The following is a 24,822-nucleotide window of genomic DNA, read 5'->3' on the forward strand; positions in this document are numbered from 1 at the left end:
AATAGAGTGATATACCATTTCACATGCGCAATAAAAAAGACCGCAACAGGGCGGCCTTTTTATGTTTATCTCACACTTAGTTTTGGAAGCGTGATAAATCTTCTTCTGGACGTGCAGTTAATACTTCAATACCCGTTTTAGTCACTAAAATCGTATGTTCGTATTGAGCAGATAAACTGTGGTCTTTAGTTACCACAGTCCATTTGTCACCAAGAAGTTTAGTTTTCCAGTCACCACCATTTACCATAGGTTCAATGGTAAAAGTCATGCCTTCTTCTAAAATCATGCCTGAATCTGCTTGGCCATAATGTAATACTTGTGGCTCATCATGGAACACTGTGCCGATACCGTGACCACAATATTCACGTACTACGCCAAAACGTTCAGATTCAACATATTTTTGAATCGCATGGCCAATGTCACCAATGGTAGAACCAGGTTTAACAGTTTCCATACCACGGTACATTGCTTCTTGAGCTACTTTACATAAACGGTTGGCCAAAATAGATGTTTCACCACCGACGATATACATCATGTTGGTGTCACCATGATAACCATCTTTAATTACAGTCACATCAATATTGAGGATGTCGCCTTTTTTCAATGTTTTAGATTCAGATGGAATCCCGTGGCATACCACGTGGTTAACAGATGTGCAAATTACATGCTGAAACGCTGGGCGACCAGGCGCTGCACCGTAACCTAAACATGCTGGAATTGCATCTTGTTTGTTGACAATATAGTCATGACAAATCGTATCAAGTTCGAGGGTAGTCACACCTGGAACAATATGCGGTTTGATCATATCCAAAACTTCTGCAGCCAGCCGACCAGCCACACGCATTTTTTCAATTTCGTCTGGAGTTTTAATTAAACGGCGGGGAGCTTCGTAAGTACTGTTCATGATCTCTAAAAACTTTTGGAAATTTGTATGTGACTATGGTATAAATAGCCGCCCATTTTATCAAATGCTTTTTCGTGAATATCTTTCACGAGCTTTGTGCGATGGGGCATTAAAATCCGCACATATATCGACACATATCTCTGGGTGCCTTTTTAGGTGGAGAATGCGGGTATATGGAGGCCTAACCCAAACTTTAAGGTAAAGAAAATGGCAGATTACAACGTAAGCATGCGCGACCTTCTTCAAGCTGGCGCTCACTTCGGTCACCAAACACGTTTTTGGAATCCAAAAATGCGCGAATACATCTTCGGCGCGCGCAACAAAATTCACATCATCAACCTTGAGCACACTGTTCCTGCGTTAAATGATGCTTTGAACTTTGCTAACAACTTGGCTAGCAAAAAGAACAAAGTTTTGTTCGTTGGTACAAAACGTGCAGCTTCTGCAATCATCCGTGAACAAGCTCAACGCGCAGGTCAACCATACGTTGATCACCGCTGGTTGGGTGGTATGTTGACTAACTGGAAAACTCTTCGCCAGTCAATCAACCGTCTAAAAGACCTTCAAACTCAATCTCAAGATGGCACTTTCGCTAAGCTTACTAAACGTGAAGCTTTAGAACGTACTCGTGAGATGGAAAAACTTGAACGCGGTCTTGGCGGCGTTAAAAACATGGGTGGTTTACCTGACGCATTATTCGTAATCGACGTTGATCACGAAGCTATTGCAATTAAAGAAGCTAAAAACCTTGGTATTCCTGTAATCGGTATCGTTGATACAAACTCTAACCCAGACAACGTAGACTACGTTATTCCTGGTAACGACGATGCGATCCGTGCAGTTACTCTTTATGCTTCTGCTATGGCTGACGCGATTCTTGCTGGTAAAGAATATGCTCAATCACAAGCAAATGCACAAGCTAAAGGCGAAGAAGCTCCTGCTTCTGAGGCTTAATGCGTTTGACGTGAGCTTGTCATTTTTGCGACATGTGATGGTGGCAAAGTAAGCGTTATGTATGCAGGCGGCCCATGAGATACCTCTGGGCCGTTTCTGTTCTAAAAAGAATTCATTTTCTACCGTATTTAGGAGAATAACATGACTGCAGTTACAGCAAGCATGGTTAAAGAATTGCGCGACCGTACTGGTCTTGCGATGATGGAATGTAAAAAAGCATTAACAGAAGCGGGCGGTGACATCGAATTAGCGATTGACAACCTTCGTAAATCTGGTCAAGCAAAAGCAGCTAAAAAAGCTGGTAACATTGCTGCTGACGGTGCGATCACTATCGCTCAAGAAGGTAACAAAGCGCTTCTTTTAGAAGTTAACTGCCAAACTGACTTCGTTGCTAAAGACGAAAACTTTGCTGGCTTCTCTGCTAAAGTTGCTGCTGCTGCGCTTGCTGCAAACGTAACTGATGCTGCTCAAATTGCTGAATTAAAACTTGAAGATGGCGCTACAGTTGAAGAAGCTCGTATTGCTCTTGTTCAAAAAATCGGTGAAAACATCCAAGTTCGTCGCGCAACTATCGTTGAAGGCGAAAACCTTGCTGTTTACAAACACGGTTTAAAAATCGGTGTTGTTGTATCTTACACAGGTGACGAAGCTACTGGTAAAGGTTTGGCAATGCACGTTGCTGCGTTCAACCCAGTTGCTGTAACTGAAGCTGACGTTTCTGCTGATCTTATCGCTAAAGAGAAAGAAATCGCTGAAGCTAAAGCACTTGAATCTGGTAAACCAGCGAACATCGTTGAAAAAATGGTTACTGGTTCAGTTCAAAAGTACCTTAACGAAGTTGTACTTGTTAACCAAATGTACGTAATTGACAACGACAAGAAAGTTGCTGAAATTCTTAAAGCGACTTCAACTACTGTAGCAAACTTCGTACGTTTCGAAGTTGGTGAAGGTATTGAGAAAAAAGCAGAAATGAGCTTTGCTGACGAAGTTGCTGCTGCTCAAGCTGCTGCTGCACAATAATTTTTTGCGATTTCGCTAAAAATTAAGTGTTAAAAAAGTCCCCACTGGGGGCTTTTTTTATGTTTGCACTTTTATATGAACATCATTTTAAGTTTTGTAAGTTTGCAGCAAAATTGTGCATTTAGAATGTGATGAACTGCTTTAAGATAATGAGCAAATAGAGGAAGAAATAGATTAAAAATGGCGAATAAAACACATCTTGGAATTGGCTCGGTCATCGTTTTACTGATTGCAGCATATTTGGGTTTAGATGTAGGGTCTAAATCAGAGCAATCTGGATCGCAGCAGGTATCTGTAGCTGAACAGGCAAATGAGCCCAAAGTTCAGCCAGAAGAAACGCCTAAAACATTTGATCATCAAAAAAATACAGATACTGTATCGCAGGATGACCTTGCAAAAATTCAGCAAGCCTTTGCTCAACAGAAAAGTAATGTACAGGTGCAATCTGTCGGTACAGTTAAAGCTGTGTTAAAAGATGATAACGAAGGATCGCGCCATCAAAAATTTATTTTAAAGTTGAATAATGGGCAGACAGTATTGGTTGCACATAATATTGATCTTTCACCGCGAATTGATCATTTGCAAAAAGGAGATACTGTGGAATTTTATGGTGAGTACGAATATTCGGCGCAAGGTGGTGTAATTCATTGGACGCATCATGATCCAAATGGTCGCCATGTGGATGGTTGGCTGAAACATCAGGGTAAAATTTACCAATAATTGTATATTTTATGAAGGGGGAGAGCAATTTTGTTCTATGCTTTTCATACGTTCTTGCTAATGTAAATTCTTAGCGCATAGGAATGAGTATGCAAGATACTAATGTGATTGAGTTTGTAGATTATTGGCATGTCCAAGAGTTGGGAGGTTTAGAGCTCTTAAAAGCATCCTATCAACAAACACATTTTTCAAAACATACACATGAGGGCTATTGTATTGGTTTGATTGATGAAGGTGCGCAATCATTCTTACGTACGGGCTCTCAACATATTGCACCCAAAGGTGACATTATTTTAGTCAATGCTGATGAGGTGCATACGGGATCATCGGCTGTTGAAACGGGTTGGTGTTATCGAGCTATTTATCCAACACCTGAAATGATCAAAGAGATGAGCTACGATTTTTTTAATGAGCGTAGTATGGCACCTTGGTTTCCTGAAGCCGTCATACATGATCAGGGGCTAGCTGAACAATTAAATTTACTCTTTGACTTGTTAATACAACCTAAAAATGTGTTGTTTAAACAAAGTTTATATGTGTCAACTGTGGCCTATTTGTGCAGTAAGTATGCTAAACAAAAACAACAACTTAAAATATGCACCGAGGTGCAGGATAAAATAAAAATTATTCAAGATCTTTTAGTCGCTGAGCCAGAAAAAGAGCACCAGCTTGCGGATTTAGCGCAAATGGTGGGCTTAAGCCAGTGGTATTTGTTACGACAGTTTAAAAAGCATACAGGATTGCCACCACATGCATGGCTCATCCAGTGCCGTTTACGTAAATCATTAAAATTATTAAAACAGGGTCAAGAGATTGCCATTACAGCGCAATTGTGCGGATTTTCAGATCAAAGCCATTTTAATCGACATTTTAAAAAATCCTTAGGCTGTACACCTGCTCAATATACATTGCATCATAAATAAGATGATCTTGTGTTAAGACAATTGAAGCTTATTCAACGTGTGATTCCACTATTTGAATAAATACATGAGCAATTTTGTACAAGTATCACACGTGCTGAAGTTGCATATTGGCAAGGTCAAAATGTTGAATTGAGTCGTTGGCGATGAATAGGTCAGATTGTAAGGATAATAAACACCCATCTTTAGGTTTTTTGCATGGCATGAAAGATATATTGCCATTATCAATTGCTGTTATTCCTTGGGCTGTGCTGGCAGGTTCTGTTGCTGTGCATGCTGGATTAACATTTATGCAAGCCTTAGGAATGTCAGCATGGTATTTGCTGGCGCTGCGCAACTGGTCAGTTTAAGTATGCTGACTGCAGGCGCATCAATTTTTAGTATTGTGTTAACTATTTTTTTCTCACCAGTCAGCATTTTGTATATGCATTACAACTTCAAAAAGACATCGGTCATAGGCCACTTATTCAACGCATCACGATTGGCTTTTTACTGACAGATGAGCTATACGCGACAGCAATGTTAAAACATCACCGTCCATATTGGTATTTACTTGGGGCTGGCTTGAGCTTTTATGTCTGTTGGGTGGGTTTTAGCCTTGTAGGAATACGTTTGGTTACTCGGATTCCCAATTTAAATAGCTTTCATTTGGAATTTTCTATTGTGGCCATTTTTATTGTGATGGCGATTCTTCTCATTAAAAATAAAATTGCGATCGTTGGGATATGTGTTTCTGCTGTTATGGCCATTGTTTTAACGTGGATGCAATTGGATGTGGCGATTTTACTTGCTGGGTTGAGCGGTATGTGTGTTTCAGCATGTCTCGATACATTGCAGGAGGCTTAAACATGAGTTGGGTATTATTAATCAGTCTTGTAATGGTGACATTTTTTAATCGTTATCTTTTTTTGGAGCCGAAAACAGGTGTTGTTGTGCCTAAATTTATGATGTGTATGCTGAAATATGCTGCCCCCTGTTTAATGATTTCAATTGCAACACCTATCGTGTTTTTTGATCATGCTACATGGAAAGGCATGGGGCATAATGAATATATTTATGGTGCTATTTTTTGCATTTTAATAACAGCAATCACCCAAAAAATGCTCCTCAGTATTGTGGCAAGTTTATTGTTTTTTTATGGATTGCTGTATTTATTTTAACTTTGCTTAAACCCTTCGAATTGCATATTGAAATAGACTAAAAAAGCTGAAAAATACATTTTAAAAAGTAATTTTCAGCATAATAAAAAAATATATGTGCTAAATGCTCTTCATTTGCGTTTTATGGCGTGTTTTCCATTTTGCGCTAACTTTACCAAGGTATGTATCTAGGCACCAAATAGGGCCAATCAGGAGAAATTGAAGATCTTTAAAGAAAGAAGGTTTTTTCCCTTCAACTTTATGTCCATAAAATTGGCCAATCCATGCCAAAACAAACAGCGAAATATATAAACCAAAGCCCTTCGGTAAGAGAAAAATAAGCCATGCCATGACCAAGGTGAGGGCAGCCATTGCAATGGCTAATACGACATCTAAACGCGCATAAAAAATGAGGGCTAAAATAAACACTAATGCCGCCAACAACACACTAAAATTAGCCAAGATGCCGATGATGGAAAAGTAGATGGTTGGCACGCAGACCCAATGCATTAATTTATTAGTGGGATCTTGGTGGCTTTCGCTATATTCATCAAACCATTCCTGAATAGTTTTCATTGCGATGTCCTTCGCGTAGTTTAATCGGGTATAGCTAAAAATATAATTCAGTTTGATGTGTTGGTCAAAACGAAGCTAAAAAATGTTGGATCAAGATAGGGCGGAGCTGATATACGTGAAGCCCATTTATAAACACAAGATATAAAAAAAACCGCATAAGCGGTTTTTTTGTTAAATGTATGCAAATTCATAGGGAGCCTTATGAAGATGGACCATCTACACGTTCAATATTGACTCTTGCTGTACCACTGTTGGTAATGCCGAGTTGTTTTGCAGCACCATAAGACAAGTCTAAGATTCGGTTGCCGTGGAATGGACCGCGATCTGTTACTTTTACAACAATACTTTTGCCATTGTTTTTATTCGTTACACGAATAAAGCAGTTGAGTGGCAAGCTACGATGTGCTGCTGTCAATGCATTCATATCGAATGTATCACCACTGGCAGTTTTACGACCGTGGAATTGACGACCATACCATGACGCTGTACCTGTTTGGCTAAAGCGACGTACGGTGTTTGATGCAACATCGTTCAGTTTTTCAATCACTGAAGGCTCGTCTTCAGGAATCTCAATTTTAGCAGCGATTGTTTCGCGACGAATTTTATCGCCAGAACGCTCAGTGATTGAAAGGCTGCTTAGGTTTTTAAAATTTGAATTAAAGCTCTGTGCTTCTTTGTTGAGGGCACGAGCGGCTAGACGTGAATGATCATTATCATTATTGAATGATGATGATTGAACCATCTCAGCTTGCGATTGACTCAGGGCAACTGTGGTAGCGACCGCTAAGATATATTTAATAATCGACGACTGCATTGTTTATCTCCCAAGGACATTTAGCATGAATCATTCAAGTGATTGATATTCATACCAACATGTCTGATATTTCACTTTTGCAACTACATTTAACGAAATGGATAATATTCATCCTCCGATTCCGCTGTCTAGTGTTTAATTAAAATAATTTAAAATTGTACGAAAAAATAACATTTGCTGTATAAAAAATAATCAATATTGTAACAATATATGTAAAAAGTGCGAAATGTGATCAAATTGTCTAAAAAAATGTTGACATTTTTTGTCAGTTTTAAATTACAAGCCTTATTGGCTTGTAATTTCGTTACCTAGGAGCCATAAAGCAGTGGCATACATACGACTTTTGTTATAGGTGGTAATGACTTGAAAATTGGGGTAGGTAATGTAATAAATTGGCCCATAACTGTCTTGCAATTGAATGACATTCACAAGATCTAAGTCATCTATTTTTACGATAGGATTCAATGGGCTAATGCCTTGAGCCTTTAACACACCGTAGGGTACGGGCTGTGTTAAATCTTTAGAAATAACGCTATCTGGATTATTGCCAGCATAACGGGCTGCAAATGCAATCGGTTGGTCACGTTGCCAGCCATGTTGTGCTAAATAATTTGCAATCGAGCCGATGGCATCTACAGCGGAATTTCTAAGGTCAACATGACCATTGCCGTCGTAGTCGACACCGAGTTTGGCTACATTGCTCGGCATAAACTGTGGGTAACCCACTGCGCCAGCGTATGAGCCAACTACCGAGTTGGTTGGAATCCCATCGCGGTATGACCAAGCGATTAAAGCTGCTAGCTCATCTTGGAAATAAGTAGCACGACGTTCATAGCCAAAACCTAGGGTTGCGAGCGCATCACGGGTCACGAATGAACCCTTATTTGAGCCAAAACCTGTTTCTACACCTAAAATGCCTAAAATAACCGATTGCGGTACACCAAATTGCTGTTCAGCACGATTGAGTGTGTCGGAATATTGTTGTTTAAAGCGGACACCACGCTGAATCGTGCTGTTGGCTAAAAAGTTGGTTTTATAGTCATACCATGGTTTGCTTTCACCAGGTCTGTTCATAATACTAATAATGTTGGGTATATTTTTCGCACCATTCATCGCCCAATCAACCTGTTCGGCTGTTAAACCATAGGTTTGCATGGTTTTTTGTTTAAAGCTGGGGTAAGCAGGGTTGGATTGAAAGTCGTTGGCTTGGCAAAAGCTGGTCAGCGATAACGCGCCAGTAATTAATAAAATGCTTTTCAGTTTGTTATAAAAGTGTGTATGCATAAAAACTCAATTCCACGAATATTATTTGTGGGTGTAAATCGACATGACGATGCCAAAAGATGCCATCAAAGTAATGATTGCAGTTCCGCCATAACTCATAAACGGCAGAGGAATACCCGTTACAGGTAATATACCGCTAACCATTCCTGCATTTACAAAAATGTATACAAAAAAGGACAAACCTAAGCCACCTGCGAGCAATTTTCCATAATGATGAAAGGATTGCATGCTAATTTGCAGTGTTCGTAAAATAATGGACAAATAAAGTGAAAATAAAATAATGATGCCCATCAGTCCAAATTCTTCAGAAAAAGCAGCAATAATAAAATCTGTATGCCCTTCAGGTAAAAAATGAAGGTGAGACTGCGTGCCATTTAAGTAACCTTTTCCAAAGAATCCACCAGATCCAATGGCTATTTGGGATTGAATAATGTTCCAGCCTGCACCTAGAGCATCTGCTTCAGGATTAAATAACGTCAGGACTCTAGTTTTTTGGTAGTCATGTAGTAAAAATTCCCAAAGCATAGGGACAATAATAGAAATGAGCGCCGTTGCACTACCAATTAATTTCCACGACAAGCCACTTAAAAATAAAATAAAAATCCCGCTTGCTAAGACCAATGCGGAGGTTCCGAGGTCAGGTTGTTTCGCAATCAGTAAAAATGGAACGAAAGTCAGCAATAATGCTTTAAAAATTTTACTCATAGCAGGTGGGATGGATGCTCTGGATAAAATCTATGCGGCAGCCATTGGCATAGCAATTTTCATAAACTCACTGGGTTGCACACTGCCGAATCCAGGGATACCAATCCAACGCTTAGCGCCAAGGCGGACTTCACCAAATGCAAATACTGCAAATAGGCACAACAAACCAAAAACATAAAAAAATGGTGATAATGCTTGGTAAATTTTAGGTGGGATTTGTGCTAGAAAAAACATGACGGCAAATCCAATGCCGAAACTCATGGCTTGTTTTAAAACCATAGACGTATTTTGACCTGAAGCACTATATAAGGTCATTAAGCCGAGACAAGCAGTCAGCAGTATAAAAAGGCATAGCCACGGATCTAGATGAATACGTGTGAAAAATCGATGCTCATTTTTGATGCTGAGCCCATCGCGTGGAGAATGGCGTAAAAATTTTAGCTGAATATCTGATTGTAAAGGCATAATCGTTATCATCCGCCCACATGAAGTTGGGCGCGATGCTATCACGTGATCTGTTCTTCATCCGTGATAGTATGGTTATTCATACAAAAAAACCTAGCTAGGCTAGGTTTTTTGTGAAAGACAATATTTAGTTCATATTGAACATATCGTCATGTGCTTCAGCAAGTGCTATAAGTTCATCTTTGGTCAAATTTGGGAAGATTTTATCAATTGCAATATGGATGGCTTTAATCACAGCAGATGAGCCGATATCCGCTGCTTTGCGTTTGATCATGCCCAAATCTAAAGTTTTATTAAAATCATTCATAAAATGACGTACGGCTGCTTCTGCAAATTGTTTATACAATTCTGCAAGTGCAGCTTTATTTACATCTGCGCCACTTTTGATTTCAGCAAAGCTATTTTTAAGGTTGGTTACCAAGCTTGTATCCAGGCTAAAGCCGACACGATGTGCACCAGCTGCATCTTTAAATAAGCTCCGTTCAGAAAATTCAATCGATTGTTTAACTACATCATTCGAAGCTTTGCTTAAAAGTTGTTTCAGTAATACTGCAACTGTGGACTTTACGTAACCCGCTAATTTCTCGGCGGTATCACGTTTGTCGCTGGCTGGGAATAGATGTACTGGAGCTAATATTGTCGCTCCAATAATTTCTTCGTTAATCAGCAGAGCAGTTTTATCACGTAGTGGATAAAGTGTTTCGCTTGAATTTTTCTTTGCATGACCTTCTTGAATACTGCTGAGAAGTTCCTCTGAAGGAATAAAACCAAAAAATGGCATCTTATTAAACCTCAATGTTCTTTATTTTATTGACGCGCCAATCGAATTGGGCGAGGCATCCATGTTGGGTCCGATACACGGCAAGGATTAATGTCTAAACCACCGCGACGTGTATAAGTGGCATAAACCATCAGTTGTTCTGGTTTCAGGTTCTGCCATATATCAGCATACATTTGTTCTACACATTGCTCGTGAAAACCATTGTGCTGACGGTAAGAGATAATATAGGCCAAGATACTTTTGTAACAAGGCTTTTTACCCTTATAACGTATAAATACAGTGCCCCAGTCCGGTTGTCCAGTGACTGGACAGTTACTTCTTAATAAATGTGAATAAAGTTGGACTTCAACGTGCTCATCACTTGCATCAAATTGTAATAAAGAGGCATCAGGATGTTCTTCTAAGCGCTCCGGTTGAAGCGTATCAATACAAATACCTTCAGGTTGTGCAATGGCTAAATCATTAGCAGCAAATAGATCAATCGTCACAGGTGCTTGAGCGGCTTGTGATAAATCTTTCTCTACGGTTGCAATAAAGGCATCTTTAGAGTCGAACTTGGTAAAGTTCATACTATTAAAGTAGAGCTTTAATGATTTAGATTCGATGAGATTGGTTGATGATGCAGGTAAAGTGAGTCGGCCAATTGCAACTTGTGGAATGCCCATTGCATTGAGCCATGAAATTTCAAAAACATGCCACCAGTCTTTACCTTGTTGAATGCCTTCAACATGTGCATAAGTCTCACGTGCAGGTGCACGAGCGATCGGGAATAGAATATCGGGCTGATATTCAGTTGGGTAATTGGTGTCTTTACCTAAAAGTGATTGTTCTACAGTCATTATTCACGCATTCCTGAACCGCGGGAGAGGAGTTGATAAGCTACGGTATACAACACAGCACAGCAGGCTGTAATAACAGTCAATGAAATAGCAACATTGACATCGCTATGGCCCAAAATACCATAACGAAAAGCGTTGACCATGTATACCACAGGGTTAATTAAAGAAAGATTTTGCCAAAAAGGGCTTAATGCTGAAATTGCATAAAATACGCCACCTAAATAAGTCAGTGGTGTGAGTACAAAAGTTGGGATAATGGATATGTCATCAAATGATTTTGCGTAGACAGCATTGATAAACCCGCCCAATGAGAAAAGTAGGGAAGTGACTAATACTGTATATATAGTTACAAACCAATTGGTAATATATAAGTCGGTAAAAAATAGGCTCATTGCAGTAACAATAATACCGACCAATACACCACGGCAAACACCACCAATCACATAGCCACATAAAATCATATGCAACGGTACTGGGCTCGTAATCAGCTCTTCAATGCTTTTTTGAAATTTAGCACTGAAAAAACTGGATGATACATTGGCGTAGCTGTTCGTAATCACTGCCATCATAATTAGGCCAGGCACAATAAATTGCATATAGGTAAAGCCACCCATCGTACCGATACGTGAACCGACTAAATTGCCGAAAATCACAAAATACAGACTCATGGTAATTGCAGGTGGAAGTAGTGTTTGTGGCCAAATCCGTATGAAACGGCGGATTTCTTTATAAACGAGGGTATAAAGTGCGACTTGGAGCTGGGAGAAATTCATTGTGCTGCGCCCTCAAGATTTTTTTCAACCATTTTTACAAAGAGTTCTTCTAAGCGGTTTGATTTATTGCGCATACTACGAACTTGAATATTCTGTGCTTGCATCAGCTGGAATAAATCATTCAAATTGTGAGATTTATCCATGGTCACTTCAAGTGTCATAGGGTCGACCAAATTAAAACGCACACCAATAATATCGATCAGAAGTGGCTGAATAGGCTCAGCTAAATCAAAAATAAAGGTTTCTTCATTTAACTGGCTTAAGAAGCCTTTCATGCTGGTATCTTCTTTAATCACACCGCGGTCAATAATTGCAATGCGACGGCACAGTACTTCAGCTTCTTCTAAATAATGTGTGGTGAGAATGATGGAAGTGCCTTTTTCATTTATTTCTGTCAGGAAGTCCCACATTGAACGGCGCAATTCAATATCGACACCTGCTGTTGGTTCATCAAGAATTAACAGTTTTGGTTCATGCATCATGGCGCGGGCAATCATTAGGCGGCGTTTCATACCGCCAGAAAGCATACGTGCTTGAGTGCTACGTTTTTCCCAGAGACCAAGCTTTTCTAAATATTCTTCTGCACGTTTTTCTGCAATTTTTTTAGGAATGCCATAATAACCAGCTTGAGTGACTAAAATGTCGAAGGTTTTTTCAAACTGCCCAAAGTTAAATTCTTGAGGAACGACACCTAGCTGTTGTTTTGCATGTGAAGGATGGGTATCCAAGTTATGGCCAAAAATCTCAACTGTTCCAGAAGTTTTTTTGGTCAAAGAACTGATGATGCTAATCGTGGTTGATTTGCCTGCACCGTTTGGGCCAAGTAGGGCATAAAACTCACCTTCGGGCACCGTCAAATTAATGCCTTTTAAAGCTTGAAACCCATTTTTATAGGTTTTTGACAGTTCCCTGAGTGTCAGTGCATCAGTCATGTGGTTCTCACTTGGTGAATAATGTGGTTATTGTGAGCGATCTAGGCAAATAAACCAAGTAAATGGGATGGAATTCTGAGTTGCAAATATAGAACTTTGTACAAAGCGTAGACACTAATATGCAAGACTTATATATAGTTGCTTTACCTGAGAGAATTTTTTGATATGATGTGCACGCGCGCTCATAGCTCAACTGGATAGAGTACAGGTCTCCGAAGCCTGTGGCGTGGGTTCGAGTCCCGCTGAGCGCACCATTTCTTTGTTTTACCTCATCCGATCAAATACGAAAATCATTAAAAATAAACAACTTATGTATTTCTGTTATCCGATATTGTCCGAGCATGTTTTAGGTTATTTAAGTTTTTTGCGGTAATTTTTGCGGTAATTTCAAAATTATTGCAAAGGCTTACCGTAAAAATGCCAAAAATAATTGTAAATCTGACAGATACACAGATTCGTTCAGCAGTAAATTCGCATAAAAAGTTATCAACCAAGGTTCAAATTAAACTAGCCGATGGTAAAGGACTATTTTTTATCATTGATAAAAATGGTAACACCTATTGGAGGTGGGACTATGCTCGCCCAATTACTAAAAAACGTAATAGCATTTCTTTTGGGACATACCCAGAGGTATCGTTGCTAAATGCAAGAGCAAAAAGAACTGAATGTCGAGAATTACTCGCCCAAAATATAGATCCAGCGGTTGTGAAGAAAAATGAAGAAGAAGCTAAATCAGGCAAAAATACTTTCGCTTTAATCGCGGATGAATATAGAAAGACAGAGGAGTTAGAACTTAGTACTCAGCGAAGGAATCAATTTGTTTGGGGTAAGTTGTATACTGCAATTGGGGATTATCCAATAGACAGTATTACACCATCGCAAATTTTAGAAGTTTGTCGTATTTACGAAAGGCAGGGTAAGACAGATTCAGCAAAGCGCATGAGAAGCAAAGCATCCCAAGTCTTTCGTTATGCGATTGCTTTAGGGTTATGTCAATTTAATGTGGCAGACCAAATTAGTGGGATCTTAAAAGTTGGTAAAACCAAGCATAGATCTGCGATCACAGATGAGCAGAAGCTAGGACAGTTATTGAGTAATATTAATAATAGTGTTGGCCGTGGTGACATTGCGATAGATTATGCTGTAAAAATTTTACCCCATGTTTTTGTACGCCCAGGAGAATTGAGAGGAGCCAAGTGGGCAGACATTGATTTTGAAAATCGGGTTTGGAAATACACTCCTCCTAAAACGAAGAATCAGACCGCATTACAGCATATTGTTCCTCTGTCAGATCAGGTTATCACCTTGTTTAAAGAATTACACCAAATAACAGGTTATACGGAGTATTGCTTTGTATCGATGCGGGATCAGTCCAAAACGATTAGCGAATCGACGATTAACAAACGATTGAAACAATATGGTTTTGAAAATGGTGAGACGACAGGTCATGGCTTTAGAGCGACTGCGAGAACACTCTTGGATGAGGTTCTAAAATTTCCAATTGAGCGGATTGAACAGCAATTGGCTCATCAGGTTCGTGATATGCATGGAAGAGCATACAACCGTACAAAATATTTAGAAGAACGTACGGTGATGATGCAATCATGGTCTGACTATTTAGATCGGTTGATGCATAAGACTATGGATTGATTAGTAAGCTTGCACCTGTGCGACAAAAACAACATTCATGCTGCTTATAACCGAGCACAGTATTGGGATGAACGAGTAATGATTATGGAGTGGTATGGGGGGAAGGTGCAGGAATGGATGAAGTAAGTCACTCAGTATATGTAAAAAAAACAGAGGTGGTCCCACTTGTTTGAACAACTAAAAGCGTATTTATAAGTGATATTCCGCTCTAGTTAAGCCACCTTGTTTTGTTGGGGTAGCTGATCATAGTAAAACTCATTTGGTGTCATTTTGTCTAGACTCGAATGAGGTCGTTTCAAATTATAAAACTCAAAATATGCACTTAATTGCTTTTTCGCATCTGTGACACTGCTATAAGCTTTGAGATACACCTCTTCATATTTAACGCTCCGCCATAATCGTTCAACCATCACATTATCTACCCATCGACCTTTACCATCCATACTGATTTGAATGCCATTTGATTTCAATACATCAATAAATGCATCACTGGTAAACTGGCTGCCTTGGTCTGTATTAAATATTTCAGGTCGACCATATTTTTCAATCGCTTCATTTAAAGCCGAAATACAAAAATCCACCTCCATACTAATCGATACTCTATGCGCAAGTACCTTGCGGCTATGCCAATCAATCACAGCACATAAATAAACAAAGCCTTTTGCCATAGGGATATACGTTATATCCGTAGACCACACTTGATTACTGCGCTGAATAGCCAATCCTTTGAGCAGATATGGATATTTACGGTGAGCTTGATTAGCCTGGCTTAAATTTGGTTTGCAATATAACGCCTGAATACCCATTTTCTTCATTAAAGTACGTGTATGACGTCGTCCTATATGATGTCCTTGACGATTCAACAAATCACGCATCATACGACTGCCTGCAAAAGGATATTGCATATGTAATTCATCAATACATCGCATCAGCTTCAGATCTGATGCACTCACAGGTTTTGGGCGATAGTAATAACAACCACGGGAGACTTTCAGCAGCTTAGCTTGCTTAGATACTGAAATCTGAAGTGAGTCGTCGATTAACTTTTGTGGTTGAAGCGGCCCAGTTTCTTCAACACACCTTCTAAAAAATCAATTTCTAATGCCTGCTCACCGATTTTTGCATGTAGTTTTTTTAGATCGATGGGTGGTTCTGTTGGAGCTTTTGATTGATCGAAAGCTTGCGAGGAAGCTGAGATCAATTGATTTTTCCAGTCAATAATTTGGTTTTGATGAACATCAAACTCAGCACTCAATTCAGCAAGTGTTTTTTCTGCTTTAATCGCAGCAAGTGCTACCTTAGCTTTAAAATCATTTGAATGATTTCTTCTTGGTCTACGTGCCATAAAATACTCCATATATTGATGTTTATAACATCATTTGAGGAGCAGAATATCACTTATAGGAGTTGTTCAAATTTACGGATCCATCTCTAAACCACGCCTGATGGCGTGGTTTTTTATACCTAACATTTCTGTATTGCTTAATTATTAGTATATTAATAAATATATTTATTGCTTATTTGCTATGTGTGAAAAATGATTTAATTTACTTAAAATATATGTGATAAACCTGTTTTAAAGTGTTTTTATAATTTATATTATCAACAACTTAGATTGTTGAAATGGTTATATTTATAGTATGAAGCTTTCAAATTACAATAAATTATTAGGTTACATGTATTCTAAATCTATGAAGGATACGTTCTTCTCTCAAGAACCCAAGGCAGGTTGTGCATATAAAGAAACAATCAATTTATTGGTAAATATTTTGCAGTGGTGTGAACAGATCGAAACGGAGTTTCGGCACTTACATTGCGGTGAGCAAACGAATCAAGTAGGCCGATATAGAAGTCAGCAGCTTCTGTTGGGTATAGGAAAAGCGCTAGATCAACTTTATGTAATGCCTAACTTTGATCAGCTACAAATGGGTCTAAAAAATAAAAGACTAACTGAATTTGGTCGAATCTTTGATAGTTTTGTCCATAGGACTGCTAAATCAACAAATCTAAAACAGCAGCAACATTTCCTGAGGCAAGAACAATTCAGACAATTTTATGCAGGGAGTTGGCAGAATGATTTCTTGAAAATATGGTATGAACATTACATTGATAATTTAAGACGATATGGCATACCAGCTGAAAAATTCTCAGAGACGAAAAGTTTAATACTAAGTGATTTAGACGAGCTGTTTAAGATAGGAAAAAAATTACATGTTTTAAGTACTGTAATTCGAATTGGCTTTGTTGCACAAAGATTTGAAATGCAAAGCGCCCCTAATTGATCCAAATTTAAGGCGTAACTTGGGTAAGTGGGCGACCTAATTCCGTAAATCTGTTAAGGACTGCTACACGTGCATGGATCTCATTCACCTGACTAGGAAAGCTTCTTGCCATTAATTTATCGCCTAATAATTTGATGCAATGCATCTTGGTTTCCACCAAACTGCGGCGATGATAGCCTGACCATTTTTTCCATAATGTCCTGCCTAAATGTTTAACTGTTCGAAGTAATTCATTTCGCTCTAGCGAGCTACTCTTTGTATCTTTCCATGGTTTCGCATTTTTTCTAGGTGGAATCACCGCATGCGCTTGCCGATCTGCAATGACCTGACGGCATTGCTTGGTGTCATAAGCTCCATCGGTATAAACAGAGTCAATCTGCTCATCTTGTGGAATCTGATTAAGTAAATCACCAAGCACCTGTGAATCACTGACATTATTGGTTGTGAGCTGAATAGCGCGTATTTGTAGGGTTTTGGCATCTATACCAATATGTAGTTTACGCCATTGGCGACGATATTCAGCTCCATGTTTCTTGCGTTTCCATTCGCCCTCACCTAGAAACTTCATGCCTGTAGAGTCTACGAGTAGATGCAGCCCATCGCTACTTTTTTGGTAGCTGATTGCAATATCAATATGCTTTTGTCTTCTACAAAGCGTACTGTAATCTGGTGCGGTCCAATTTAATCCGCAAAGTTTAATCAGACTTTGCACAAAGCCAGTGACCATACGTAAAGACAAACGGAATAGAGATTTAATCATTAAGCAGCATTGGATAGCTGCGTCGGAGTAGGTTTGATTTCGCCCTTGTTTGCCTTTTGATGGAGCATACCATTGCGTAGCAGGATCAAACCAAATGGCAATATTTCCGCGACTCATGAGTGCTCGGTTATATGCGGGCCAATTGGTTGTGCGGTAGATTTTGTGTGTAGGCTTCTTCATTTGAAAATTATATCGCTGAAAAAGCCTTTACAGATAGGTTTGTGCAACAAAGCCCTTGTGAACAAAAATTTAAACGAATTGGCTTTAGAAAAAAATATCGAACGTGCATTGGTCGGTATCTGTAAAGAAGACCTTGCTCAAGGCATCGCTCAAGCCCATACGGGTTTGGGCTATGTCATCGGGCAAGTGTCTGACTTTAATTCTGAGTATGCTTTAGACGAAAAACTGTTTTTTCAATTTTTAGAAAGCACTCAAAAAGACAGCTTAGATGCCTACAAAGCCTATAACAAAAACGACTGGAAGCAAAAAATTCTAGGGCGTTTTGACAAGCTTATTAAAAAACATGGCATTGCCTATATGCTGAAAAAAGGCATGGCGCTGGATGAACAACATTTTCATTTTATGTACCCATGCCCATTGGCAAGCAGTAGCCAATCAGTCAAACAAAACTTTGCGTCTAATATCTTTAGCGTGACAAGACAAGTTCAGTATTCACTCAAAAACCGTCGTGAAGAAATTGATATGGTCATCTTCCTCAATGGCTTGCCATTGGTGACGATGGAACTTAAAAACGCATGGACAAATCAAACAGCTCGTTATCACGGTCAAAAACAATATCGTGAAGATCGTGATCCAACACAGCCATTACTGACACCTGCACGTTGCTTGGTACATTTTGCTGTCGATACCGATGAAGTCTATATGACCACCAAATTAGAAGGTAAAAAGACTTACTTCTTACCATTTAACAAAGGTACAGCATCAGGTGGGCAAGGTAATCCTGTTAATCCAAATGGTTATAAGACCGCATACCTGTGGGAAGAAATCTTTGTCAAAGAAAGCTTGGTGAATGTTGTTCAGCACTTTGTCCGTTTAGACGGTAAAGATTCAGATCAACTGAGCAAACGCACATTATTTTTCCCACGTTATCATCAGCTTGATGTGGTACGTAAAATCATTCGTGATGTGTCACAACATGGTGTGGGTAAACCGTATCTGATCCAGCACTCTGCAGGTTCGGGTAAATCGAACTCGATTACTTGGGCAGCTTTTCAGCTCATTGAAGCCTATCCAAACAATGCATTGGCAGCAGGTAATCGAGCATTACATCAGCCGTTGTTTGACTCTGTGATTGTTGTGACAGACCGTAAAATTTTAGATAAACAACTTCGGGACAATATTAAAGACTTCTCAGAAATTAAAAATATTATTGCGCCTGCACACAATAGTTCCGAGCTAAAAAGCGCTTTAGAAACAGGTAAGAAAATTATTATCACCACTATCCAAAAGTTTCGCATCATTTGGGATAGCGTGACTGACCTAAGTGATAAAAATTTTGCCATTATTATTGATGAAGCACATAGCTCACAGTCAGGTGAAGCGCATAACAGCATGAATCGAGCAATGGGCAATGAAGCCTTAAAAAATGCTGATGATGTTCAGGACATGCTTGTGGCAATGATGACCACACGTAAAAAGCGTGAAAATGTATCGTACTTTGCTTTTACTGCAACGCCTAAAAACACCACTTTAGAAAAGTTTGGTCAACTAGATGTTGCGACAGGCAAATATGTACCATTTCATCTATACAGTATGAAACAAGCCATTGAAGAAGGCTTTATTTTAGATGTGTTGGCAAACTATACGACATATAAGAGCTTTTATGAGATTCAAAAGTCGATTGAAGACAATCCAATGTTTGAATCGAAAAAAGCACAACGTATTTTAAGAGCTTATGTAGAAGCATCACAACAATCGATTGATGCTAAATCCAGCATTATGCTTGAGCACTTTATTGACAATGTGGTCAATAAGAAAAAGCTCAAAGGTGTAGCAAAGGGCATGGTGGTGACACAAAGCATAGAAGCTGCGATCCGCTATTACTTGTCACTTAAAAAATTGCTAGATCAAAAAGGTAATCCATTTAACATCATGATTGCGTTCTCAGGTGAGAAAGAAGTTGATGGTACAACCTATACTGAAGAATCACTGAATGGCTTTAATGACGCTAAAACCAAAGAAAAGTTTGATTTAGATGAAAACCGAATTTTGGTGGTGGCAAACAAATATTTGACAGGTTTCGATCAGCCGAAACTGACCACGATGTATGTTGATAAAAAGCTCACAGGCGTACTATGCGTGCAGGCATTGTCACGTTTAAACCGTGCTGCGCCTAAATACAACAAACGCACGGAAGACTTGTTTATCTTAGATTTCTACAATGATGTTGATGATATTAAAAAAGCCTTTGATGATTTTTATACCTCGACTTCATTGTCCAATGCGACTGATGTCAATGTACTAAATGATATTAAAACTGCACTAGATGACACAGGCATTTATGAATTACATGAAGTGGTGAAGTTTAATGAACTGTTCTTTAGTAATGCGTCGGGCAGCGATTTAAGCCCAATTATTGATACAGTGGCAGCACGCTTCGATGAAGAGAGAAAAGGCTCATGGGAACATGAACAACGAGTTGATTTTAAAGTCAAGGCAAAACAATTCGTTAAAATTTATGCTCAAGTGTCTTCAATTATGCAGTTTAATAACAAGGAATGGGAACAGCTTTATTGGTTCTTAAAATTTCTTATTCCAAAACTGAATGTTCAAGATGGACGCTTAAATGGTATTGATGACCTGTTGGAATCAGTCGATTTAAGTACTTATGCCTTGAAGCGTGAGCATATCAACAAGACCATTACGCTTGATGCCGAAGAAACGGTTTTAGATCCACAAAATCCAAACCCTCGTAATCCAAGCGAAGAAAATGATGATGAAACTTTAGATTCGATCGTTGCCAAGTTTAATGAAAAGTGGTTTCAGGATTGGAGTGCGACACCACAAGATCAACGAGTGATTATCATTGATTTGGTGAAACGTATTCAGCAGCATCAAAACTTTATGAAAAAGTATAAGCAGACACAAGATCCGCAGAATAAAGCATTGGTATTTAAAAAGATGCTTGATGAAATTATGGTGGTACAGCGTAAAAATATGGTGGACTTGTATAACCTCTACCGTAAGGATTCTGCATTCCAAGATACGTTTAGTCAGACCTTGGAAAATTTGATAGAGATGGAAGAAGTGTAAAGTATTGTATAAAGATCACCTATACATAGGTGATCTTTAAAATTTTAAAGGAAAAGTCTAGTGAGGGATTCAATTTTTGGCTTATTGGAAGTATCTCCAAATCTTCTAGGTCGTGAAATTGCAAAAAAAATAGGTAAAGATAGAAAAGAGGTAAATTCCTTCTTGAATAAAAATCAGGATATTTTTTATCAGAATAATGAATATCGTTGGAGTAATAAACAGCATAAAAATGAATTTGTTTTTGAGTTTCAAAAAGGTTGGCTTAGTGCAAATGCCTTTGAAAAAAAATTAGCAGAGCATCCAAATTTATTTATTCTTAATGGAAGAATTCGCTTTGTGTTCTCAGATACAAAACTGCTTTTAGATGCAATCATGAGATTATTGTGTTTGACCAATCAATTGTGTCATCAAGGCAGAATAGTGTGTCTCGACTTCACACATTGTTTAGACGCTTTTGGGTATCTAGATCGATTAGGATTTTTAAAGCACCTACATTCATCCGTCCAGCTTATACCTGAAAAACCAGAAAAATCGTTATTAGATATTTATAAAAAAGGTTCTGATAGTCTTATTGAGGTGTTCCCAATTTGTCCTGAAGATATCGATAACGAAGATGTACTACGGATATCAGAGGTATTAAAGAATTCGTTTAATCAGCATGAGAAACGAATACTGTTACCTAAATTACAAATGTTTGTAGGAAGCTTAATTGACAATGTTAGACAACATGGTTATTCAGAACTAATAGGATACTCTGCTTTACAGATCTATAATATTAAAAGTAAAAACCAAAAAAAAATTATATTGGTCATTGCTGACAATGGTGAAGGTTTAATTACGACATTAAGAAAAGCACTAGGGTATGAGCGTTATCATGTATTAGCAAAACAATTTGGTAATGAATCGGTTGAGAACAATAAAAAGCTATTAGCACATGTTCTGAATAATGGTGGGATTACCCAGAAAGAAGATCAAAATCGAGGAGGATTAGGCTTAAATGAAGCACATTCAGCAATTTCTAAGATTTCTAAATATGAAACAGTAGCCCAATTGGATATAAAGAAAATAGATGTGAATGTTTCAATACGTTTAGATGATGGGTTATACGATTTTCTTTACGAGCATAACCAATTGAAAAGTTGTGACTTAGCTTATAAAGAAGAGTATACAAAAATTGGTGGAACGCAATTTATTTTATCAATAGTCTTGACAATATAGCTTCTTCTGATTAAAAGAACGGCATGAATGAGAAAATGCAAAAAATGAAATTAATTGATTACTGCTCAGGAAATTCGATGCCTTTTGGAAATAAAAAGGGTAGAGAGGTTTTTCCACAATTGAAAGCAATTATAGACTCGAATCCAAATCAGAATGTATTTGAAATATCTTTTGATGGAATTGAGTTTACAGACTCCTCGTTTGCAAGAGAAAGTATTTTGTTATTGGCTAAGATGTTTAGGGGCAATAAAGGTATTTTTTTATCTGATTTTGATCCGGACAATATTGATATGCTTGATAATTGGGATTATGCAGCTGAAAAAGTTGAACAACCAATTTTGGTGAAAATGGGAGGCGAGATCCGTTTGTTGGGAAATCAACTTTCTAGTTCCAATCAGGAAGTATTTGATTTAGTTATGAAAGCAAAAGCTATCACTACAAATAAAGTTGCGACACAACTTGGTTTATCTGTACCCAATGCTAGTACTAAATTGAAAAAATTAGTTGATGGAGGCTACATCCTTAGAGTTGAAGAAGTAGCAGAATCTGGTGGTATTGAATTTATTTACAAAAGTATTTGCTAAAATCTGCTTAATTGTATTTACTTAATCAGAATAATCAGGTTATTATAGAAATAAGGACAGCGAAGTCCTTTAACTTTAAAATCTGATTAATCAGATTTATTTAAGCAGAAAAAGGTGATGCTATGGCTACAAATCCTCCATCAGGTGATGGACATCGTAATGGAATGGTTCGAGACCGTTCTCAAACACAAACCCCAAGTGGTCATTGGGTTAAACGTGATACTGGGACTGGGCGTTTTATGGATGTTAAGACATCGGATAAAACACCTTTTAAAGGTGTTCGTAAAGAAAAATAGACAAGTAAATAATGATCAATGGCTTTTCGAAGTCATTGATCATCCTATTAAATTTTTGAATTAGAGGTTGTAATAATGGCGCGTAATCGTACTGTAAACTATGCTGTTGTAGATATTAAGTTACTTCGGGAAGGTACAACGGTTGAAACTTATGTTGAGCTTTTTGAAGAGCTTCGAAAGAACCCTAGACAGATTCCTTTGGAACGCAATAACTATTTAAAATTTCGTTTCATTAAACCATTGAATGAAGAAAACTTACTTAATGGTTTTAGTGGTGAAGTTTTTAAAAGTAATGGGCTTACAAGTGATTGGTATGACGAAGAAAAAAATGAAAGGAATCGTCATAAAAATGTAGAGGAAAATTATATTCCATCTAATTTAAAGGCAAACCCACGATTTTTTAAATTTATATTCTTTCCTTTACATCAAAAATTGGTTTGTGAAGTGAAAGACCCTGAAAATGAGATCCAAATCGGATTGCTTGAAAAATTTTTAAAGAAGCTAATTATAACGGATAAATTGCAGGACAAATTTGGACGAATCATAGTTAGTACAGTCCCTGAAGTAATTTCGGCAGAAAAGATCATCAATTCGAAAACTTTAAAACGAATTCAAATTTTTTTAGAAAAGCTAGAAATAGATGAGCAGTCCGATTCAGCTCACAAGGTTATTTCTTATATGGCTGATACGAATACAGAGTCTTATATTCAGACATATATCGCAGGTAAAAATGATTTTTTAAACCTAAGCGATGAGGTAAAAGAGCTCATAAAGTTTGCTGCAGAGCATGGCATTATTGAATATAAGATCGAAAATCAAGATGGGTTAATAGAAGATAAAAGTACTGCTGAATCTAACCCTTTAATTATTAGAGTTCAGTATGATCCAGATGAAACAGATCAACATTATTTGATCCAAGCTAAAGCATTGGAAATTGTAAGTAGCATTAATTAGTGGTCAAATTCGAAGTAGTGAATAGAGTGGGGTGCTATTTCATCCCACAGGTTTAACTAGCCATTTGGAGTAGTAATCATTGGATGTAATCTTAAAATATTTACCTCTTATCATTTTTATTTACCCAATTTTATCTTGGTTAGATAGCAGAAAACGCTTTACCCATAGTGCAAAATTTTATGCAGATAGGGCGGTATCTGTTAAAAAATATGAAGAAGAAATTAAGCGAGCTGATATCACTGATTATGAAAAGAGTGCCTTTGCACAGGCAATGGTTGCCACTGAAAAACTAGGCTTTAAGGAAGTGAATATTCTTAAGCTAAAATCCCCTAATAACTTTTTTTCAATGGTCAATAAAATAAAAAAAATTAGACATAAGATAGAAGTTAAAAAATTTGGGCAGGAAGATGTATTCATTTCAATCGATAGATCTAAGGCATTAAAATTTAAACCAATAATTTATTTCCTTTTATACGTATCATCAGTACCAATTTTTATATCAAATACTCTCTTAACTTTGTTGTTTAAATATTTAGGATGGAACTTGTTTTTTGTCGATGAAAATACATATATTTTTTCTCAATTTGCTATCTTAATAGTTGGAGTCTTAGTAGCAATTATTTCTGCTATGAAATTCATCAATCATGAAGTTTTAATGTCACTTATTAAAGAGGACGTTGTTACGGCAAAAGAAGAATTCGAAAGAGTTGATGATGCTGAAGAGCATTCACAAGATAATTTGATCGAGCTCGGGTAAATCTAGGTTAAAGAACATGGATGTTCTTTAATAGTTACAATAGTTTCAATTGCTAGTTAAACTTCCACCACCTCTGTTTTTGTAGTTTGTCCTAAAAATTTGAAATTTAAGAAAGAAAAATAATTTTTACGACTTATGACATGTCCTGTCAATTTTGTAGCTTATCTTTACTATATTCAATTGATTAGTCAACCTGATCAAAAGTTTAAATTTAAAAGGAAA

At 37.8% G+C, this 24,822-nt stretch carries 23 protein-coding genes, 1 tRNA gene and 2 pseudogenes; 15 read left to right on the plus strand and 11 right to left on the minus strand.

Features of this window, described 5'->3' with window-relative positions; genetic code table 11:
- Positions 1-76: 76 nt before the first annotated feature.
- On the minus strand, positions 77-904 hold the full coding sequence (map, locus tag C9E88_RS05605) for a type I methionyl aminopeptidase (RefSeq protein ID WP_106985889.1): 828 nt from the start codon (positions 902-904) through the stop codon (positions 77-79).
- A gap of 207 nt (positions 905-1,111) precedes the next feature.
- On the opposite strand from map, the gene rpsB reads away from it, so the two are divergent.
- The 6 genes and pseudogenes from rpsB (at position 1,112) to C9E88_RS05635 (ending at position 5,678) form a co-directional block, all read left to right on the plus strand.
- Positions 1,112-1,858, plus strand: a complete 747-nt coding sequence (gene rpsB / locus C9E88_RS05610) for a 30S ribosomal protein S2 (RefSeq protein ID WP_106985888.1) — start codon at positions 1,112-1,114, stop codon at positions 1,856-1,858.
- Between the two features lie 141 nt (positions 1,859-1,999).
- Positions 2,000-2,878: a translation elongation factor Ts gene (tsf, locus tag C9E88_RS05615; RefSeq protein ID WP_106985887.1), complete on the plus strand. Its 879-nt coding sequence runs from the start codon at positions 2,000-2,002 to the stop codon at positions 2,876-2,878.
- Between the two features lie 180 nt (positions 2,879-3,058).
- Positions 3,059-3,598, plus strand: coding sequence for a DUF3465 domain-containing protein (locus tag C9E88_RS05620; protein WP_106985886.1), 540 nt, complete (start codon positions 3,059-3,061; stop codon positions 3,596-3,598).
- A gap of 89 nt (positions 3,599-3,687) precedes the next feature.
- Entirely contained in the window at positions 3,688-4,521 is an 834-nt protein-coding gene (locus C9E88_RS05625) for an AraC family transcriptional regulator (protein WP_106985885.1), read from the plus strand.
- A gap of 143 nt (positions 4,522-4,664) precedes the next feature.
- Positions 4,665-5,364 (plus strand): annotated as a pseudogene (locus C9E88_RS17970) (AzlC family ABC transporter permease).
- Positions 5,365-5,396: 32 nt separating this feature from the next.
- On the plus strand, positions 5,397-5,678 hold the full coding sequence (locus C9E88_RS05635; RefSeq protein WP_264766855.1) for an AzlD domain-containing protein: 282 nt from the start codon (positions 5,397-5,399) through the stop codon (positions 5,676-5,678).
- A gap of 99 nt (positions 5,679-5,777) precedes the next feature.
- Here C9E88_RS05635 and C9E88_RS05640 read toward each other — a convergent pair whose 3' ends face one another.
- The 8 genes and pseudogenes from C9E88_RS05640 to C9E88_RS05675 form a co-directional block, all read right to left on the minus strand.
- Positions 5,778-6,233, minus strand: coding sequence for an Mpo1 family 2-hydroxy fatty acid dioxygenase (locus tag C9E88_RS05640; protein WP_106985883.1), 456 nt, complete (start codon positions 6,231-6,233; stop codon positions 5,778-5,780).
- 199 nt (positions 6,234-6,432) lie between these two features.
- Positions 6,433-7,047: a septal ring lytic transglycosylase RlpA family protein gene (locus C9E88_RS05645; RefSeq protein WP_106985882.1), complete on the minus strand. Its 615-nt coding sequence runs from the start codon at positions 7,045-7,047 to the stop codon at positions 6,433-6,435.
- Positions 7,048-7,332: 285 nt separating this feature from the next.
- The gene (gene mltB / locus C9E88_RS05650; protein WP_106985881.1) at positions 7,333-8,331 is read right to left on the minus strand and encodes a lytic murein transglycosylase B; all 999 of its coding nucleotides are present in this window, start codon (positions 8,329-8,331) and stop codon (positions 7,333-7,335) included.
- Between the two features lie 21 nt (positions 8,332-8,352).
- Positions 8,353-9,501, minus strand: a pseudogene (gene rodA / locus C9E88_RS05655) (rod shape-determining protein RodA).
- Between the two features lie 127 nt (positions 9,502-9,628).
- Positions 9,629-10,282, minus strand: a complete 654-nt coding sequence (locus tag C9E88_RS05660) for a hypothetical protein (RefSeq protein WP_106985880.1) — start codon at positions 10,280-10,282, stop codon at positions 9,629-9,631.
- A 26-nt stretch (positions 10,283-10,308) separates the two neighbouring features.
- Positions 10,309-11,121: an NADPH-dependent 7-cyano-7-deazaguanine reductase QueF gene (gene queF, locus C9E88_RS05665; protein ID WP_106985879.1), complete on the minus strand. Its 813-nt coding sequence runs from the start codon at positions 11,119-11,121 to the stop codon at positions 10,309-10,311.
- Positions 11,121-11,894, minus strand: a complete 774-nt coding sequence (locus C9E88_RS05670) for an ABC transporter permease (RefSeq protein WP_106985878.1) — start codon at positions 11,892-11,894, stop codon at positions 11,121-11,123. Before C9E88_RS05670 ends, queF begins: the two co-directional genes overlap by 1 nt.
- On the minus strand, positions 11,891-12,826 hold the full coding sequence (locus C9E88_RS05675; RefSeq protein ID WP_106985877.1) for an ABC transporter ATP-binding protein: 936 nt from the start codon (positions 12,824-12,826) through the stop codon (positions 11,891-11,893). Before C9E88_RS05675 ends, C9E88_RS05670 begins: the two co-directional genes overlap by 4 nt.
- A 178-nt stretch (positions 12,827-13,004) precedes the next feature.
- Here C9E88_RS05675 and C9E88_RS05680 point away from each other — a divergent pair.
- Both C9E88_RS05680 and C9E88_RS05685 read left to right on the plus strand, forming a co-directional pair.
- Positions 13,005-13,080: transfer RNA gene (locus C9E88_RS05680), tRNA-Arg, on the plus strand.
- Between the two features lie 163 nt (positions 13,081-13,243).
- Positions 13,244-14,476: a tyrosine-type recombinase/integrase gene (locus C9E88_RS05685; protein ID WP_106985876.1), complete on the plus strand. Its 1,233-nt coding sequence runs from the start codon at positions 13,244-13,246 to the stop codon at positions 14,474-14,476.
- 212 nt (positions 14,477-14,688) lie between these two features.
- Here C9E88_RS05685 and C9E88_RS05690 read toward each other — a convergent pair.
- Positions 14,689-15,821 (minus strand): IS3-like element ISAba14 family transposase gene (locus C9E88_RS05690; protein WP_223155595.1). Its coding sequence is split into 2 segments (ribosomal slippage): positions 14,689-15,569 and positions 15,569-15,821, totalling 1,134 coding nucleotides; the frame shifts between segments, so codons are not numbered across the junction.
- A gap of 295 nt (positions 15,822-16,116) precedes the next feature.
- Between C9E88_RS05690 and C9E88_RS05695 the strand changes: the two genes are divergently transcribed.
- Positions 16,117-16,758, plus strand: coding sequence for a hypothetical protein (locus C9E88_RS05695; protein WP_137287943.1), 642 nt, complete (start codon positions 16,117-16,119; stop codon positions 16,756-16,758).
- Positions 16,759-16,765: 7 nt separating this feature from the next.
- On the opposite strand, the gene C9E88_RS05700 is transcribed toward C9E88_RS05695, so the two are convergent.
- Entirely contained in the window at positions 16,766-17,698 is a 933-nt protein-coding gene (locus C9E88_RS05700) for an IS5-like element IS17 family transposase (RefSeq protein ID WP_099475569.1), read from the minus strand.
- A gap of 57 nt (positions 17,699-17,755) precedes the next feature.
- Here C9E88_RS05700 and C9E88_RS05705 point away from each other — a divergent pair, with 57 nt between their 5' ends.
- The 6 genes from C9E88_RS05705 to C9E88_RS05725 all read left to right on the plus strand — a co-directional run bounded on the left by C9E88_RS05705 (position 17,756) and on the right by C9E88_RS05725 (position 24,600).
- Complete coding sequence (locus tag C9E88_RS05705; protein ID WP_106986664.1) at positions 17,756-20,791, plus strand: type I restriction endonuclease subunit R; 3,036 nt, start codon at positions 17,756-17,758, stop codon at positions 20,789-20,791.
- A gap of 60 nt (positions 20,792-20,851) precedes the next feature.
- Positions 20,852-22,009, plus strand: a complete 1,158-nt coding sequence (locus C9E88_RS05710; protein ID WP_106986653.1) for a hypothetical protein — start codon at positions 20,852-20,854, stop codon at positions 22,007-22,009.
- Between the two features lie 23 nt (positions 22,010-22,032).
- Entirely contained in the window at positions 22,033-22,593 is a 561-nt protein-coding gene (locus C9E88_RS05715; protein ID WP_227865878.1) for a DNA-binding protein, read from the plus strand.
- A gap of 122 nt (positions 22,594-22,715) precedes the next feature.
- Complete coding sequence (locus C9E88_RS17600; RefSeq protein ID WP_167514210.1) at positions 22,716-22,889, plus strand: hypothetical protein; 174 nt, start codon at positions 22,716-22,718, stop codon at positions 22,887-22,889.
- A gap of 75 nt (positions 22,890-22,964) precedes the next feature.
- The gene (locus C9E88_RS05720) at positions 22,965-23,843 is read left to right on the plus strand and encodes a DUF4747 family protein (protein WP_106986655.1); all 879 of its coding nucleotides are present in this window, start codon (positions 22,965-22,967) and stop codon (positions 23,841-23,843) included.
- A gap of 79 nt (positions 23,844-23,922) precedes the next feature.
- The gene (locus C9E88_RS05725; protein WP_106986656.1) at positions 23,923-24,600 is read left to right on the plus strand and encodes a hypothetical protein; all 678 of its coding nucleotides are present in this window, start codon (positions 23,923-23,925) and stop codon (positions 24,598-24,600) included.
- Positions 24,601-24,822 lie beyond the last annotated feature (222 nt).

It is taken from the genome of Acinetobacter cumulans (genome assembly GCF_003024525.3).
Classification (GTDB): domain Bacteria; phylum Pseudomonadota; class Gammaproteobacteria; order Pseudomonadales; family Moraxellaceae; genus Acinetobacter; species Acinetobacter cumulans.

Bases quoted from the DNA above. Each gene is read 5' to 3' on its own strand.
- map (WP_106985889.1), bottom strand. From the start codon at position 904: ATGAACAGTACTTACGAAGCTCCCCGCCGTTTAATTAAAACTCCAGAC.
- rpsB (WP_106985888.1), top strand. From the start codon at position 1,112: ATGGCAGATTACAACGTAAGCATGCGCGACCTTCTTCAAGCTGGCGCT.
- tsf (WP_106985887.1), top strand. From the start codon at position 2,000: ATGACTGCAGTTACAGCAAGCATGGTTAAAGAATTGCGCGACCGTACT.
- C9E88_RS05620 (WP_106985886.1), top strand. From the start codon at position 3,059: ATGGCGAATAAAACACATCTTGGAATTGGCTCGGTCATCGTTTTACTG.
- C9E88_RS05625 (WP_106985885.1), top strand. From the start codon at position 3,688: ATGCAAGATACTAATGTGATTGAGTTTGTAGATTATTGGCATGTCCAA.
- C9E88_RS05635 (WP_264766855.1), top strand. From the start codon at position 5,397: ATGGTGACATTTTTTAATCGTTATCTTTTTTTGGAGCCGAAAACAGGT.
- C9E88_RS05640 (WP_106985883.1), bottom strand. From the start codon at position 6,233: ATGAAAACTATTCAGGAATGGTTTGATGAATATAGCGAAAGCCACCAA.
- C9E88_RS05645 (WP_106985882.1), bottom strand. From the start codon at position 7,047: ATGCAGTCGTCGATTATTAAATATATCTTAGCGGTCGCTACCACAGTT.
- mltB (WP_106985881.1), bottom strand. From the start codon at position 8,331: ATGCATACACACTTTTATAACAAACTGAAAAGCATTTTATTAATTACT.
- C9E88_RS05660 (WP_106985880.1), bottom strand. From the start codon at position 10,282: ATGCCATTTTTTGGTTTTATTCCTTCAGAGGAACTTCTCAGCAGTATT.
- queF (WP_106985879.1), bottom strand. From the start codon at position 11,121: ATGACTGTAGAACAATCACTTTTAGGTAAAGACACCAATTACCCAACT.
- C9E88_RS05670 (WP_106985878.1), bottom strand. From the start codon at position 11,894: ATGAATTTCTCCCAGCTCCAAGTCGCACTTTATACCCTCGTTTATAAA.
- C9E88_RS05675 (WP_106985877.1), bottom strand. From the start codon at position 12,826: ATGACTGATGCACTGACACTCAGGGAACTGTCAAAAACCTATAAAAAT.
- C9E88_RS05685 (WP_106985876.1), top strand. From the start codon at position 13,244: ATGCCAAAAATAATTGTAAATCTGACAGATACACAGATTCGTTCAGCA.
- C9E88_RS05695 (WP_137287943.1), top strand. From the start codon at position 16,117: ATGAAGCTTTCAAATTACAATAAATTATTAGGTTACATGTATTCTAAA.
- C9E88_RS05700 (WP_099475569.1), bottom strand. From the start codon at position 17,698: ATGAAGAAGCCTACACACAAAATCTACCGCACAACCAATTGGCCCGCA.
- C9E88_RS05715 (WP_227865878.1), top strand. From the start codon at position 22,033: ATGAATGAGAAAATGCAAAAAATGAAATTAATTGATTACTGCTCAGGA.
- C9E88_RS17600 (WP_167514210.1), top strand. From the start codon at position 22,716: ATGGCTACAAATCCTCCATCAGGTGATGGACATCGTAATGGAATGGTT.
- C9E88_RS05720 (WP_106986655.1), top strand. From the start codon at position 22,965: ATGGCGCGTAATCGTACTGTAAACTATGCTGTTGTAGATATTAAGTTA.